The 15,480-nt window shown below is 31.0% G+C and carries 12 protein-coding genes; 6 read left to right on the top strand and 6 right to left on the bottom strand.

Translation table 11 applies throughout. From position 1 onward, the window contains the following. The first annotated feature begins 179 nt into the window (after nt 1–179). Nucleotides 180–953: a LuxR C-terminal-related transcriptional regulator gene (locus AC1XJX_RS07890; RefSeq protein WP_482003428.1), complete on the top strand. Its 774-nt coding sequence runs from the start codon at nt 180–182 to the stop codon at nt 951–953. 164 nt (nt 954–1,117) lie between these two features. On the opposite strand, the gene AC1XJX_RS07885 is transcribed toward AC1XJX_RS07890, so the two are convergent. Both AC1XJX_RS07885 and gldJ read right to left on the bottom strand, forming a co-directional pair. Continuing rightward, nucleotides 1,118–2,392 carry a UDP-N-acetylmuramoyl-tripeptide--D-alanyl-D-alanine ligase gene (locus AC1XJX_RS07885; RefSeq protein ID WP_482003427.1) on the bottom strand — a complete coding sequence of 425 codons (1,275 nt, stop codon included), beginning with the start codon at nt 2,390–2,392 and terminating at the stop codon, nt 1,118–1,120. Nucleotides 2,393–2,471: 79 nt separating this feature from the next. Then, on the bottom strand, nt 2,472–4,163 hold the full coding sequence (gldJ, locus tag AC1XJX_RS07880) for a gliding motility lipoprotein GldJ (RefSeq protein WP_482003426.1): 1,692 nt from the start codon (nt 4,161–4,163) through the stop codon (nt 2,472–2,474). A gap of 263 nt (nt 4,164–4,426) precedes the next feature. On the opposite strand from gldJ, the gene porU reads away from it, so the two are divergent. The 5 genes from porU (at nt 4,427) to AC1XJX_RS07855 (ending at nt 12,844) form a co-directional block, all read left to right on the top strand. Beyond that, nucleotides 4,427–8,314, top strand: coding sequence for a type IX secretion system sortase PorU (porU, locus tag AC1XJX_RS07875; protein WP_482003425.1), 3,888 nt, complete (start codon nt 4,427–4,429; stop codon nt 8,312–8,314). Between the two features lie 34 nt (nt 8,315–8,348). After that, on the top strand, nt 8,349–9,557 hold the full coding sequence (gene porV, locus AC1XJX_RS07870; protein WP_482003424.1) for a type IX secretion system outer membrane channel protein PorV: 1,209 nt from the start codon (nt 8,349–8,351) through the stop codon (nt 9,555–9,557). An 86-nt stretch (nt 9,558–9,643) separates the two neighbouring features. Then, on the top strand, nt 9,644–10,126 hold the full coding sequence (cdd, locus tag AC1XJX_RS07865) for a cytidine deaminase (RefSeq protein WP_482003423.1): 483 nt from the start codon (nt 9,644–9,646) through the stop codon (nt 10,124–10,126). A 90-nt stretch (nt 10,127–10,216) separates the two neighbouring features. Continuing rightward, a complete protein-coding gene (gene pdhA / locus AC1XJX_RS07860; protein ID WP_482003422.1) occupies nt 10,217–11,215 on the top strand; it encodes a pyruvate dehydrogenase (acetyl-transferring) E1 component subunit alpha in 999 nt (332 codons plus the stop codon). A gap of 3 nt (nt 11,216–11,218) precedes the next feature. Continuing rightward, complete coding sequence (locus AC1XJX_RS07855; protein ID WP_482003421.1) at nt 11,219–12,844, top strand: pyruvate dehydrogenase complex dihydrolipoamide acetyltransferase; 1,626 nt, start codon at nt 11,219–11,221, stop codon at nt 12,842–12,844. Nucleotides 12,845–13,076: 232 nt separating this feature from the next. Here the strand turns inward: AC1XJX_RS07855 and AC1XJX_RS07850 are convergent, their stop codons facing one another. From AC1XJX_RS07850 to AC1XJX_RS07835, 4 genes are read right to left on the bottom strand one after another with little or no spacing between them, the layout of a single operon-like run. Beyond that, the gene (locus AC1XJX_RS07850; protein ID WP_482003420.1) at nt 13,077–13,634 is read right to left on the bottom strand and encodes an outer membrane beta-barrel protein; all 558 of its coding nucleotides are present in this window, start codon (nt 13,632–13,634) and stop codon (nt 13,077–13,079) included. Further along, nucleotides 13,552–14,496: a TonB-dependent receptor domain-containing protein gene (locus tag AC1XJX_RS07845; protein ID WP_482003419.1), complete on the bottom strand. Its 945-nt coding sequence runs from the start codon at nt 14,494–14,496 to the stop codon at nt 13,552–13,554. The genes AC1XJX_RS07850 and AC1XJX_RS07845 overlap by 83 nt, the downstream gene beginning before the upstream one ends. Before the next feature lie 12 nt (nt 14,497–14,508). Next, the gene (locus AC1XJX_RS07840) at nt 14,509–15,102 is read right to left on the bottom strand and encodes a hypothetical protein (RefSeq protein WP_482003418.1); all 594 of its coding nucleotides are present in this window, start codon (nt 15,100–15,102) and stop codon (nt 14,509–14,511) included. A 48-nt stretch (nt 15,103–15,150) separates the two neighbouring features. After that, nucleotides 15,151–15,333, bottom strand: coding sequence for a hypothetical protein (locus AC1XJX_RS07835; protein WP_482003417.1), 183 nt, complete (start codon nt 15,331–15,333; stop codon nt 15,151–15,153). Nucleotides 15,334–15,480 lie beyond the last annotated feature (147 nt).

Here is a 15,480-nt window from a genome sequence, read left to right as displayed (position 1 = left end):
AAGTTGAATTTTTCAAAAAACTCGAGTATTTGATTTGAAGTCAGGTCTATCTCGTCCACAAAATCCTAAAGTATTTTACTTTAGGATTTTTTTTATTATGTAATTTAAAATTTAACTTTTTATACATTTGTTAATCATTCGGATAGCTTTTATCTTTATATTAGAAAAAAATCTATTGTATGATTCTAGAAGAAATAAAAAATGTTTACAAAGATATTTTTAAATCTTATGATAAACCTTCCTTAGAAGCACATATAAAGAAGATCATTGAATTAGATTCTTATTTACCCTATAGTTCTACTTTTTTTTGCATTACAAATACTCAAAATTTAACATTTGAATACCTCAGCAAAAATTTAACAGCTTGTTTAGGCTTGGATAGAAATGATTTAAAGGTTAAAGGTATGCGATATTTTTGGAGTAAAATGCACCCTGATGATGTTGAGCCTTGGCTTGAGGCTTTAAATCAATTAATGATTTTCACTTTGAATAATATTGATATTACTGAAAGGCACAAAATGAGTTATACTTGGAATTATCGAATAAAAAATTCAAATGGAGTTTATTTGAATGTGATTCAAAACACAACACCGTTAGAGTTTGATGTTGATGATAAACCTATCATAGGATTGGCACATTATACAGTTTTACATTCAAAAATAAACATACCGGTTACTGCAACCGCTAAAATATTGAATAAAAACAATGTTTATGAAACTAAGTATTTTAGTAATTTTTCTCAAAAATTATTAACCGATAGTATTAGTAATAGAGAACGAGATATTATTAGATTACTATTTTTAAATAATTCAAGTAAATCAATAGCTAAAAAACTAAACATCAGTAATAATACAGTAGATACCCACAGAAGAAATATTTTAAAAAAACTTAACATCTCTTCAACTGGAGAATTAATAGGAATGTTAAAATCTAATGCATTATTAAGTTTGTAAAATATGACAAAACCCAAAAAATACTCAAATTGAGTATTGTATTAAAAAAAAATAAACGTGAATTTTACCATAGCTATTAATTAATTCTTAGGGAGAATTTATTAAAATCAAGTGTCTCTTTAATATACTTTTTAAAAAGGATATTAAAAGGCACTTTTTTAAATTTAAATAATATCTAAAATTCTTTCTAAAGCCATACCTCTGGATCCTTTTATTAGAATTGTAGTATTTTTTAATTCTAGAATTTCAGAGCTATTTTTAAAGCTTTCAAAAGAAGAATATTTGCTGCTTTTAATAGAATTAATTACTATACCATTAAAATTTTCACCAACAAAAATAATTTTATCAATATTTGAAGAAATAGCTAAATCAACAATATACTGGTGCTCTACTTTAGCATCATTTCCCAATTCAAACATATCCCCTAAAATAGCTATTTTATTTCCAGTTTGTTTTTCAAAGTTTGATATAGCAGCTTGCATGCTTGAAGGATTTGCATTATAGGCGTCTAAGATTATTTTATTGGAATTTTTATTAATTATTTGTGAGCGGTTATTTTTCGGGATATAATTTTCAATAGCATTTTTAATAGCTTTTGTGTCAACTTTAAAATAGCTTCCTATAGTAATAGCATAAGCGATATTTGTAAAATTATAATCTCCAATAAGTTGACTATGTATTATTTCATCTTCAAAATTACATATTACAAAAGGATTGGCTTCAATAAAATTAATAACCATATCTTCTTTTGAATTTCCGAAACTAAATGTATTAGCATTTTTAGTTTTATCAACTTGTATGGCATCATTGCCGTTTATAAAAATGGTTTTATCGTGATTGATTAAAAAATCATACATTTCACTTTTACCTTTTATAACACCTTCAACACCGCCAAAACCTTCTAAATGTGCTTTTCCATAATTGGTTATTAATCCAAAATCTGGTTGTGAAATGGAGCATAAAAATTTAATTTCTTTTTGATGGTTGGCGCCCATTTCTATAATACCTATTTCAGTTTCTTCTGTAAGTGATAATAAAGTTAAGGGCACTCCAATATGGTTATTTAGATTCCCAATGGTTGCAGTGGTTATATATTTTTGAGAAAGAATAGTATTAATTAATTCTTTAGTTGTTGTTTTTCCATTGCTTCCGGTAAGAGCTATTATTGGTGTTTTTAAATAGTTTCTATGAAATGTTGCTAATTCCTGTAGCGTATTTAAAGTATTATCAACTACAATAGTTTGAGATGATGTATAATATTCAGATTCATCAATGACAGCATATTTTGCACCTAATTCTAAAGCTTTTTCTGCATAACTATTACCGTTAAAGTTATCCCCTTTTAAAGCGAAAAAAAGGGCGTTTTTTTTAATTTTTCTCGTATCAGTACAAATAGTATTGCATTTTAAGAAAAGCTGGTGTAATACGTCTATTTCCAAGGCTTAATATTTTAAATTAAATGTATAAAAAAAGTCCTAACTTTAGTTAGGACTTTTAAATTTTTATTCAAACAATTAATTAGTTTTTTGTTTTTGTTTTTTCTTTTGTTTTTGATCCTACACGTGACATAGCACATCTAAATCCAATATAATCAGTAGCCATGTCTTGCGGGAAGTATCTTCTTTGAGCAGGATCTAACCAGTACTCTCTATCTTTCCATGAACCACCCTTGTAAACTCTTACTTCATCATTGATTAAAGAAGTACGGTTGTTTCTCTTGTCGTATTCTCTAATAATATTTCCAACAGAATCTCTACTGATATTATGTTTTGGTGAGTTATACATTTTAGTTGTTTCACTTTTATTTCCACCTTCGTTTTCCTCATCATTAAAGCTTTCAAAGTAACGAGAAGAACGCTTATCACCATCTCTGAAGTTTATTTCATCACTTTTATCAAAGTTAGTTCTTAAATAAGTTTCATTTTCATCAACTGGCACTTGTAATATTTCACCTGGTAAATTTCTGGCTATAACTTTTCCGTTTGATAAAGTATCATATACAATATCGTCAGCAGTTACTACTTTAACAGTACCATCTTCATTTAAAGCATTTTTAGTGTAAACATTTCCACGGTAGTAGTTAAAATCGTTAAATTCATCATCTACTATTGGTCTGTATACATCTGCAACCCACTCAGCAACGTTACCAGCCATATCGTATAGTCCATAATCATTTGGTTCATAAGATTTTACAGCATTTGTAATATCTGCACCGTCATCAGACCAACCAGCTATACCACCGTAATCACCTTTTCCTTGTTTAAAGTTGGCTTTTTGGTCTCCACGGGTCTTGCGGTTTCCTGAACGAGTGTATTGGCCATCCCATGGATATTTTTTTCGACCTCTATATAAATTGAAGCTTCTTATTTCGCTTAAACCTAATGCCGCATACTCCCATTCTGTTTCAGTTGGAAGCCTGTATTTTGGAGAAATTAAACCAGTTTCACGTGTTGCATAGATATTAGTTTCATTCCCATCGGCATCTGTTCTTACAAATTTTTTGTTACGTTTTTCTCCGTTAATTACATCTTCATTCCCACCATAGGTAAGGGTTGGAGCATTAATGTAAGTATCTGTATTGAAGGTTTGTTCAGAGTTTACATCAATAATTTTAGCATCACGCTTTAAATAACCTGCTTTTTCAAGGTTATATTCGTTAACTCTATCTGAGCGCCAATTTGCAAATTCAACTGCTTGTATCCAACTTACACCAACCACTGGATATTCTCCATAACCAGGATGACGTAAATAGTTTTCAGTCATTACTTCATTAAAACCTAAACGGTTTCTCCAAACTAATGTGTCTGGCAATGCACCATTATAAATGGCTCTAAAATTTTCATCAGATGGCGGATAAACACGTTTAATCCAATCTAAATATTCCATATACATAGCATTGGTTACCTCAGTTTCATCCATATAGAATGATTGAACGTGTTGTTGGTTTGGACTATTATTCCAATCATGCATAACATCATCTTGAACGCGACCTTTAGTAAAAGTGCCACCTTCTATAAAAACTAAACCAGGGGAAGTTTCTTGTTCTTTAAAGTCGGTATTGTACTGAAAACCACCTTCTCGAGAGTTAATATTCCATCCTGTAGCTCTAGAGCTATTTTTTGAACTCGAAGATTTTTTACAACTTGTTGAAGTAGTTAAGATAGCTGTAATTAGTAAAATCTTGATTGCTACTATTTTTCTCATATTCATACTTTTAAGTAAGCTAATAATATTTTTGGTGCTGCAATATAAGAATTAAACCTAACAACGCAAGCTATTTTTTGCATTTTAACCAAAAAAAAGTGTATTTCACCCTATTTTTAGAACCATACAACGATGTTTTTGCTGTTTTTGCCCATTCTTTTGTCTTGTATTAACGTCTGTTTTACTAATTTATTATTGTATTTTTGCTGTAGTTTTTAAAATTGTTGTTTTTTTAATAATAACTGGATGCTAATGACGTTTATTTACTAATGAAAAAGAAAATTTTATTATTTCTGTTGATTTGTTCAACGGTAGTATTTAGTCAACAAAAAAAATATTCGATAACTTGGAGTGCTTCTGAAAAAATTTCTGGAAGTAATTTTAAATTTGAAACGCCTTCTTTTAATAAAGAGTATTTTACTTTTAATTTTGAAGATGGCTTATTATTTGTTGATCAATGGGAAACAATCAATGCTATTGACGAATCATCAATTACTGTTAGTAATGTGGTTTATGGGAATATTACTAAAACTGAATTAAAAGATTTAGATTTAAAAACAATTCCTAGTAAGTTAAGTTATAGTTTAAAAAATTCTACTTCAAGAAATAAGCAATACGGTCATTTTCAATTAACGCCTATAATAAAAGAAGCTAATGGTGCCTTAAAAAAGGTATTGTCTTTTCAGATAGATTATAAGAATGGTAATAGCAGAAATAGAGTTTCTCCAAGTAATAAAGGTTTTAAAACATCAAAAGTTATTTCAAATTCTGCTTTAAGCTCTGGTGAATGGTATAGATTTTACCTAGATACAACAGGAGTTTTTAAATTATCTAAAAGTTTTTTGCAGCGTTTAGGTGTTAATGTAAATAATGTTGACCCTCGCAATATAAAGTTATATGGGCATGGTGGAGACATGATCCCTTTTTCAAATGCTGTAGAGTACCCTTTTGATATTCCTGAAAATGCCATAAAATTTGTTGGTGAAGAGGACGGAGTTTTTAACAATGACGATTATATTTTATTTTATGCTCGAGGTCCAAAAGGTTTTAATTCTGAAAGTTTGACTCATATTAATAGTTATACAGATAAAACATATTACTACATAAATGTTAGTTCTGGTCTAGGTAAACGAATTCGGCCATTTTCTCAACCCACAGGTAATGTGGATTTGAATATTAATACTTTTGAAGATTATAAATATCATGAAGTAGATCAATATAATTTATTATCCTTAGGGAGGCGATGGTTTGGAGATAGATTTGATATTGAAATTAGTAAAAAATTTAATTTTGAATTCCCGGATTTAGTTACAGCCGAACCAATAAATTTATCCGTTAAAGTAGCTGCCACTTCATCTAATAATAGTGTTATGGAAGTTGTAGTTAATAATGCATCGGTTGCTAATTTGTCTCTTGCAGGCGTATCAAGCCCTACTTTAGCGAGTGGAGCTAATTATATTGGTAATGTAAATGTAAATTCTTCAACTATTTCTGTTGAGCTTAATTTTGATAATTTAGGCAATCCAAGTACACTTGGATATTTGGATTACATATCAATAAAAGCAAAGAGAGTCTTAAATTTTTATAATAAACAATTTCAATTTGAAAATAGTGAGGTACAGACTTTGTCTGGTATAGGGCAATACAATATATCCAATGCTTCTCAAATTTCTGAAATTTGGGAAGTCACAGATTTATACAATGTTACAAATTATGTAAATACTGATAGTGATTCTAATTTAAGTTTCACTTCTGATTTGGGGACTTTAAAAACTTACATTGCTATAACATCTCAAGATTTTTTTGAGCCTAAATTTGATTCTAAAACGACAGTAAATAATCAAAATATTAAAGGAACTATTTTTCAGAATAATCAAGGGCAATTTCAAGATGTCGATTATTTAATAGTTGCTCCAGATAATTTTCTAATACAAGCTGAGCGTTTAGCACAAATTAATAAAAACCAATATAACTTAAATGTGAAAGTTGTTGGGTTAAATGAGATTTATAATGAGTTTAGTTCTGGTAATCAAGATATTGGGGCAATTAGAAATCTTGTAAAATATATTTACGATAATGCAAGCTCACCAGAAAACAGAATTAAATACTTGTGTTTATTTGGAGATGCCTCCTTTGATTATAAAGATAGAATACCGAACAATACGAATATAGTTCCTTCTTGGCATGCATACGGAAGTTTTAATTTAACAACATCATTTGTGTCTGATGATTTTTATGGGATGATGGATGATAATGAAGGCAATATGTCAACAAGTAATCGACTAGATTTAGCTATAGGAAGAATCTTAGCTGAAACGCCTCAACGTGCCAAAGAAATGATAGATAAAATAGAATCGTATTACGCAAAAGAGTCTTTTGGTAGTTGGCGTAATAATTTTGTTGTTGTTTCTGATGACGTAGATAAAGATTGGGAAGGTTTATTACAAGAAACCACAGATAATGTTGGTAATTTAGTTACACAAGAAAAGCCATTTATCAATGTTGTTAAAATCCATTCAGATGCTTTTCAACAAGAATCTTCAGCTGGAGGAGAACGATATCCTGCAGTAACTACCGAGCTAGTAAATGCCATAGATAATGGCGCATTGGTTGTGAATTACTTTGGTCATGGTGGCGAAGATGGATTAGCTGAAGAACGTATACTATTAAAACCAGATATTGAAGGGTTTCGAAATGTTGGTAAATTAAATTGTTTTGTAACTGTAACCTGTGAGTTCACAAGATTTGATAATCCATTTAGGGAAACCGCTGGTGAATTCACTTATTGGAACAAAAATGCCGGAGCCATAGGTTTAATAACTACAACCCGACAAATTTTTGTAAGTTTAGCCGTTTCATTTAATAATATATTGGGGCAATATCTATTCTCATATAGCGACAATGATACATTTGGAGATTTCGAATATCCTTCTATGGCAGAGGCATTGCGTTTAGCAAAAAGTGACCCAGCAGTAGCAGGCTCAAGTCAAAAGCGTTTGATGTTTTTTATAGGAGATCCAGCTATGAAATTAGCGTTTCCAAAACCAAATATTCGATTAACAAAAATAAATGATGTTCCTTTAGCTCAATCAACAGATACTTTAAAGGCTTTAAGTCGAGTTAAGTTTGCAGGAGAAGTTACAGATCTTTCTGGTAATATATTATCAAATTATAAAGGAATATTATCTGCAACTATCTATGATAAGTTTATAAATAGAGAAACTTTAGCTAATGATGGTACTAGATTAAATGGGCAATTAGTAAAATTAAATTTCACAACACTTGGAGAGATATTGTTCAGAGGTCAAGCTTCTGTAAATAATGGGCAGTTTGAGTTTGAGTTTGTAGTTCCTAAAGATGTAGGAATTCCAGTAGGTTTTGGTAAAGTTAGTTTTTATGCTAAAAATGAAGCTCAGAATGAAGATCAAGCTGGAGCTAATGTAGATACAATTAGAGTTGGTGGAATAAATGAAAATGCAGAAGAAGATAACATTGGGCCAATTATAACGTTATACATGAACGATGAAAATTTTGTATCAGGCGGTATTACCAACGAACAACCTACACTATTAGCTAAGTTAGAAGATATAAATGGTATCAATACGGCAAGTGGAGTTGGACACGATATTGTGGCAATACTCGACGGTGATGAAACTAATCCAATAATTTTAAATGATTATTATCAAGCTGAAGTAGACGATTATACAAAAGGAACCGTAAGTTTTCCATTTAGAGATTTAGAGCCAGGGCTTCATACCTTAACACTTAAAGCTTGGGACGTTTATAATAATTCATCCATATCAGAAATTCAATTCATTGTTTTCGATAAAGATGAACAGTTAGTAATAAATAACGTGCTTAATTACCCAAATCCGTTTGTAAATTACACAGAATTTTGGTTTAATCACAATAGTTCAGAACCTTTAGACGTTTCTATACAAATATTTACTGTGTCAGGTAAATTGGTTAAAACCATTAATGGGCAAACAACAGGAGGTATAAATAATCCAACTTCGCTATCTAGAGATTTAATTTGGGATGGTAGAGATGATTTTGGAGATAAAATAGGAAAAGGTGTTTATATTTATAAACTTACAGTACGGTCTAACCTATTAAATAAAAAAGTAGAAAAAATTGAGAAACTTGTAATACTCTAATAAAAATTTATATTTGCTAACTAAAATTCAATTTATGAAGAATAACATATTGATATTAATAGTATTTGCTTTTGTTTTTAAAGTTAATGCACAAGAAACCATAATTTTCCCAAATCAAGAAAGAAGAGTAATTACTACTGGAGTTCCTTTTTTATTAATTGCACCAGATGCCAGAGCTGCCGCTTTGGGAGATATGGGAGTTGCAACTTCAGTTGATGCTTTTTCACAACAATGGAATTCATCAAAATATGCATTTTCAGAAACTAAATCAGGAATAGGTGTAAGTTACACACCTTATCTAAGCAAACTAGTTAATGATATTTTTTTAGGTAATGTTACTTATTTTAACCGTTTAGATGAGCGAAGCGCTTTTGCAGTTAGCTTAAAATATTTTTCATTAGGCGATATTGAATTTGTTGCAGATGAATTTTCGGAAGCATTGATACAAAGACCAAATGAGTTTGCAATTGATGCATCATATGCATTAAGATTATCAGATCAATTTGCTATGTCGGTAGCTATGCGTTATTTATCTTCAGATTTAAGATTACCAGGTTTAGGAGGTGATATTACTGCTGCAAGTACTTTTGGGGTAGATGTTTCTGGTTATTATCAAAGTGAAGAAGAAGCTTATTCTGATTTTAATGGACGTTGGAGAGCAGGCTTTGCTATTCAGAATATAGGACCTAAGTTTAAATATGATGAAGGTGGTGAAGAAAATTTTCAACCTACCAATTTGCGTCTTGGAGCAGGTTTTGACTTTATTTTTGACGATTATAACAAAGTATCTGTGACAGCTGAAGTAGCTAAGCTTTTAGTTCCAACACCTCCTGTTTATGGTTTTGTTGATGCAGATTCTAATGGTACTCAAGCTAATGATGGTAGTGAACCAACTATTATTGTTGAAGGAAGAGATCCGGATGTGAGTTTTTTATCTGGTATGTTCCAATCATTTGGTGATGCTCCTGGTGGTTTTAGTGAAGAATTAAAAGAGTTTACATGGTCTTTAGGAGCAGAATATATGTATCAAGACTCATTTGCCTTTAGAGCAGGTTATTTCAATGAAAGTGAAGAAAAAGGTGCAAGAAAATTTTTAGCGCTTGGTGCAGGTTTTAAAGCTAATGTTGTAAATATTGATTTATCATATTTGTTTTCAGCATCTAAAATTCAAAGTCCTTTAGAAAACACGTTGCGTTTTTCACTTACTTTCAATATTGGAGCAGGTGAATACAACGAATATTAGTAAATATTTTATTAAAAATATATTAAAAAACTATTGCTAACAGCAATAGTTTTTTTGTTTGTTAAATTTATTAAATACATTTGATTATGAAGGAAATAAAAATAGAATGCTCATTATTTGTTTTTGATAATGTCCATGAGCTTCCTCAAAATGCTTTTAAATTGATGCAAAAAGCTGTTGAAGCTAGAAATAATGCCTATGCGCCATATTCAAAATTTAATGTGGGAGCAGCATTGCTTTTAGATAATGGTGAAATTATAACAGGTAATAATCAAGAGAATGCATCTTATCCTTCTGGGTTATGTGCAGAACGTACGGCAATTTATTATGCAGGTTCTCAATATCCCAATGCTAAAATAGTTAGAATGGCAATTTCTGCAGGTTCAAAAAATAATCAAACAAAAAAGCCAATTCCTCCTTGTGGTGCATGCCGACAGGCTATTGCAGAGTATGAAATAAAGCAAGAAACACCTATCGAAATTTATTTTATGGGTGAAATAGGTAAAGTTGCCAAATCTAAATCATTAGCCAATTTACTTCCATTAATTTTTGATAAATCTATTTTATAGCAAATTCACACAAAAATTTACTATTTTCAGTTTTTTCATTAATGAGTAAAGTGTTACTTTTGTGATTCGTTTACCAAATTAACGTTAATAATGCAAAAAATCACAAAAGAGGTTTACCTTAAATGGTATGAAGACATGTTATTCTGGAGAAAGTTTGAAGATAAACTAGCTGCAGTTTATATCCAACAAAAAGTAAGAGGATTTCTTCACTTATATAATGGTCAGGAAGCTGTATTAGCAGGTGCTTTACATGCCATGGATTTAACTAAGGATAAAATGATAACTGCTTATCGTAATCACGTACAGCCAATTGGTATGGGTGTGGATCCTAGAAGGGTAATGGCAGAATTATATGGTAAGGCTACTGGCACCTCTCAAGGTCTTGGTGGTTCTATGCATATTTTTTCTAAAGAACATCGTTTTTACGGTGGGCACGGTATAGTAGGAGGTCAAATTCCTTTAGGTGCAGGTATTGCTTTTGGAGATAAATATCACGGGAGTGATGCGGTAACTTTATGTTGTTTTGGCGATGGTGCGGCAAGACAAGGTTCTTTACATGAATCTTTCAACTTAGCAATGCTTTGGAAACTTCCTGTTGTTTTTGTTTGTGAAAATAACGGTTATGCAATGGGAACTTCGGTTGAAAGAACAGCTAACCATACAGATATTTGGAAACTTGGTTTAGGTTACGAAATGCCCTGTGGACCAGTAGATGGTATGAATCCAGTAAAGGCTGCTGAAGCTTTTGATGAAGCGATTCAAAGAGCTAGAAGAGGTGATGGGCCAACATTTTTAGAATTAAAAACGTATCGTTATAGAGGGCATTCTATGAGTGATGCGCAACATTATAGAACAAAAGATGAAGTAGCTGAGTATCAAAAAATCGATCCTATCACTCAAGTGAAGGATATCTTACTTGAAAACAAATACGCAACTGAGAAAGAAATTTCTATTATTGATAAACGTGTGAAAGACTTAGTGTCTGAGTGTGAAAAATTTGCAGAAGAATCACCATTCCCTGATAAGAATGTAATGTACGATGTCGTATACGAGCAAGAAGATTATCCATTTATTCAACATAAATTATAAACTATGGCTATAGTAGTAAATATGCCGCGTTTGAGCGATACCATGGAAGAAGGAACCGTAGCGGCTTGGTTAAAAAAAGTAGGAGATAAGGTTGAAGAAGGTGATATTTTAGCAGAAATAGAAACTGACAAAGCAACTATGGAGTTTGAATCTTTCAACGAAGGAACACTACTTTATATTGGTGTTCAAGAAGGAGAAACCACTAAAGTTGATGAGTTATTAGCAATAATTGGTAATTCAGGTGAAGATATTTCAGGTTTCTTAAATGGAAATACTAATTTAGCTAAATCTGATGTTATTAAAGTAGCTGATGAAACTAAAGATGTTTCAGATGTTAATTTTGCAGATTCACCAGCTCAAGAATTACCAAAAGGCGTTATAGTGGTAACTATGCCTCGTTTGAGTGATACCATGGAAGAAGGAACTGTGGCAACATGGTTAAAGAAAGTAGGTGATAAAGTTGAGGAAGGTGATATTTTGGCAGAAATAGAAACTGATAAGGCTACTATGGAATTTGAATCATTCCAGTCAGGTACATTATTAGAAATTGGTTTAAAAGAAGGTGAATCGGCAAAAGTAGATGCATTATTAGCTATTATTGGTCCAGCAGGAACAGATATTTCTGGTGTAGCCAATAATTTTAAAGCTTCGGTATCTCCAAAAAATGAAGAAGCTGCTCCGAAAACTGAGACTAAAATAGAAGCTCAAAAAACTGAACCTGTAGTTGCAGCTGAAACAAAAACAATTACACCAAAACCAACTCCGGTTAATGCTAATGGTCGCATATTTGTCTCACCTTTAGCTAAAAAATTAGCAGAAGAAAAAGGTATTAATATAACTAATGTTAAGGGTTCTGGTGAACACGGACGTATAGTTAAAAGAGATATAGAAAATTATACACCTGCAACGTCTGGTACTTCAGTTGGTAAATTTGTACCTGCTGGACAGGAAGATTTTGAGGATGTTCCAAACTCGCAAATGCGTAAAGCCATAGCCAAAGCTTTAACTAACTCAAAGTTTACAGCACCACATTATTATTTAAGTGTAGAGTTTGATATGGAAAATGCAATTGCATTTCGTACACAATTTAATACCATTCCAGACACAAAAATATCTTATAATGATATGATTGTTAAAGCTTGTGCATTGGCTTTAAAGCAACATCCGCAAGTAAATTCTCAGTGGTTTGCAGATAAAATGCGTTTAAATAACCACGTTCATATTGGTGTGGCGGTAGCTGTCCCAGATGGCTTAGTGGTGCCAGTTGTTAAATTTGCTAATGAGCAAAATTTGCCACAAATTGGGGCAGCCGTTAAAGACCTAGCTGGAAAAGCTAGAAATAAAAAATTAACGCCTGCAGAAATGGAAGGTAGTACGTTTACAGTTTCCAACTTGGGTATGTTTGGTATAGATACCTTTACGTCTATTATTAACCAACCAAATTCGGCGATTCTATCGGTGGGGAACATTGTTGAAAAACCAGTCGTTAAAAACGGACAAATTGTAGTTGGAAATACTATGAAATTATCTTTGGCTTGTGACCACAGAACGGTTGATGGAGCAACCGGAGCGCAATTCCTTCAAACATTAAAAGGATATATTGAAAATCCGGTTACTATGTTGGTGTGATTAATCACTTCTCTAAATACAGTAGGTATTACATAAAAAAACCTGTTTCATTAATTTGAATCAGGTTTTTTTAGTTTATTCTTTGGCGTTCTTCTTCAGAACCAGTTTCACGATTTGTAGCAGATTTTAATTTACTGTTTCCAAAGTTTCGGGATTAGGTGATAGTATATGTTCTGTTAGAAAAATCAAATGTATTTCTTTTTTTTATATTTTGTTCTGGTAAATCGGTTCCTCAGTTAAACTCAATAGAGTCAAAAATATCATTTATTGAGAAATTTAAAGTTCCCCATTTGTCACTAAAATTCTTTTGAAAGCCTAAATTTAAACCTATTACTTCATCATATTTTGCTGATCCAAAAAAACTTGGGCCATTATAAAAACCAGATAATTCTCCAGAAAATCTATCTGATATTTTAAATGAGTGCTTACTATTAGCTGAAAAATTTCCAAGGCTTAACTCTATGGGTTCATCATTATAAAAAGTTCTTGCCTCTTGTTTAAAAAAGTTTAAATTATTTTGTGTACGCCACCAGTTAGTTATTTTTAGAGGTAAACCAAGTGTCATTCCAAAAGTTTTTGTGTAATCTAAATTAGCGGCTTCAAAAATTAATCTGCCTGTAGTTGCATCAATTCGTTCTTGATACCCAGCTATGGATGAATCTGCAATGGTATATTGAAAAGATATAAAGTAAGATTTATAATTAACATTAAATTTGAAAGCGTTTGATATTGCAGGTTGTAAAGAAGCATTTTCCTGATAGAAAGGTATTAGGGTCGAAAAAGATAACAAAAGGTGCTAAATCGTTAAATGTTGGTCTTGTTATCCGTTTAGAATAAGATAAATTCATGCTTAGCGTGTCATTTATCTTTTTACTCAAATAAACACTAGGAAAAAATATACCATAATCTCTATCTACTAAATTACCCTGTGTATCCGAGTCTAATTTTGATTTGTTATGCTCATATCTCATACCAGCTTTCACAATTGTTTTATCATTAATATTATATTCTAAAGCACCATATGTGGCATAAATTTTTTCATCTAATACACTTTTATTTGTTAAAGAGGGGTCTGTTATCCATTGGTTATTTATAAAATTTTCAACACTAACATCGTTTTCAAAATTAGATTTTGTGCCTTTTATTCCCATTTCAAATTTAACTTTATCATTAACGCGATTACTATAATCTAATTTGCTTACCCAAGTTTCTATTGGCGTCTCTTTTCCACTTCTTAAAAGTTCTAGATTAGTAAAGTTGTTGTTTCTATCAAAAAAAGAATTTCGATAATAAGCAGGGTTATTAAAATTATAATTTAGATAATCAATATCAAAGCTGATGAATTTATTTTCAGAAAAATTATGTCTAACGTTATAATTAGCTCCTATATGCTTTAGTCGATTAATTTCTTTATTATCCAATATTACAAATGAAGTTTGAATGCCATTTTCTGAATCAAAGCTATTATTTATGGCATCCATAGTCCAGCTATTATCAAAAGTACTTATTAAAATACCCATAATGGTTTTGTCAGAAGTATTAACATCTACACCAAATCTGATATTATGGTTACGTTGAGTTGGATCTCTGTTAGTAACAGTTTTTGTGGTTAATAAATTTCCATTTTCTTCATAAGCTCTACTTGTTTTCATTATTTGCGCTCTCTAATCAAGAGAAAACCCATAACTGCCAAAAATATTTATATTGTTTTTTCTATAATTAAAATTAAGATTATCATTATTAGTAACACCTCTTCCGTAACCTCTTGAAAATGAATAAGAACCATTTAGTCCTAAATCCGTTCGCTTTTTTAAAATAATATTAATGTAACCCGCAATACCTTCAGCATCAAAATTGGCTGGAGGCGAAGTGATTAATTCGATAGATGAAATATTATCAGCACTCATACCTTGAAGCATTTGTACTAAAGATGATGCAGGTATATAACTTATTTTATCATTAACCATAACCATAACGCCTTCTTTTCCAGCAATTGAAATACTATTGCTTTGCCTGTTTACATTGATGCCTGGTGAGCGTTCTAAAACCTCTAATGCTGTTCCACCTGAAGAAGCAATACTGTTTTCTATATTTATTACCATTCTATCTACTTTTTGCTCGTATAATGGATTTTTTGCTTCAATATATACCTCATCTAAATTTTCACCTTCAATTAAAATTAAAGTTACAACAGTATAATCTTTATCTAAATAAAAAGGGGTAGAATAAGCGATTTGGTACCCAACATAGCTACACATTACTCTATAATTACCAACGGGTACATTTTCATAAGAATATAATCCAATTTATGATGAGATAGTTCCTTTTACAAGTGTAGAGTCACCTGCTTTGATTAATAACACATTAACATAAGCGATACCTTCATTATTAACATCCGAAATTAAAGCCGATAGTTTATACTGTGATTGTTCATTACTATAGATTGCTAAAAACACTATTAGTAAATTAATAACGCATTTAAAATACATCTTTTTTGTTTTGGAAAGTAAAGATTAATGTAGGCTTAATCTAAATTAAATGCAGTGATAGAATTGAGGATAAATTGTTTCAATTTTACTAAAAAAAGGAAATTAATTAACATAATGACAACTAAATGACTTTTAATTTTTAACTAG

The sequence above is a fragment of the Flaviramulus sp. genome (assembly GCF_982512915.1).
Note: the sequence above shows the minus strand (reverse complement) of the source record. Positions and strands in the feature narration are given on the sequence as shown.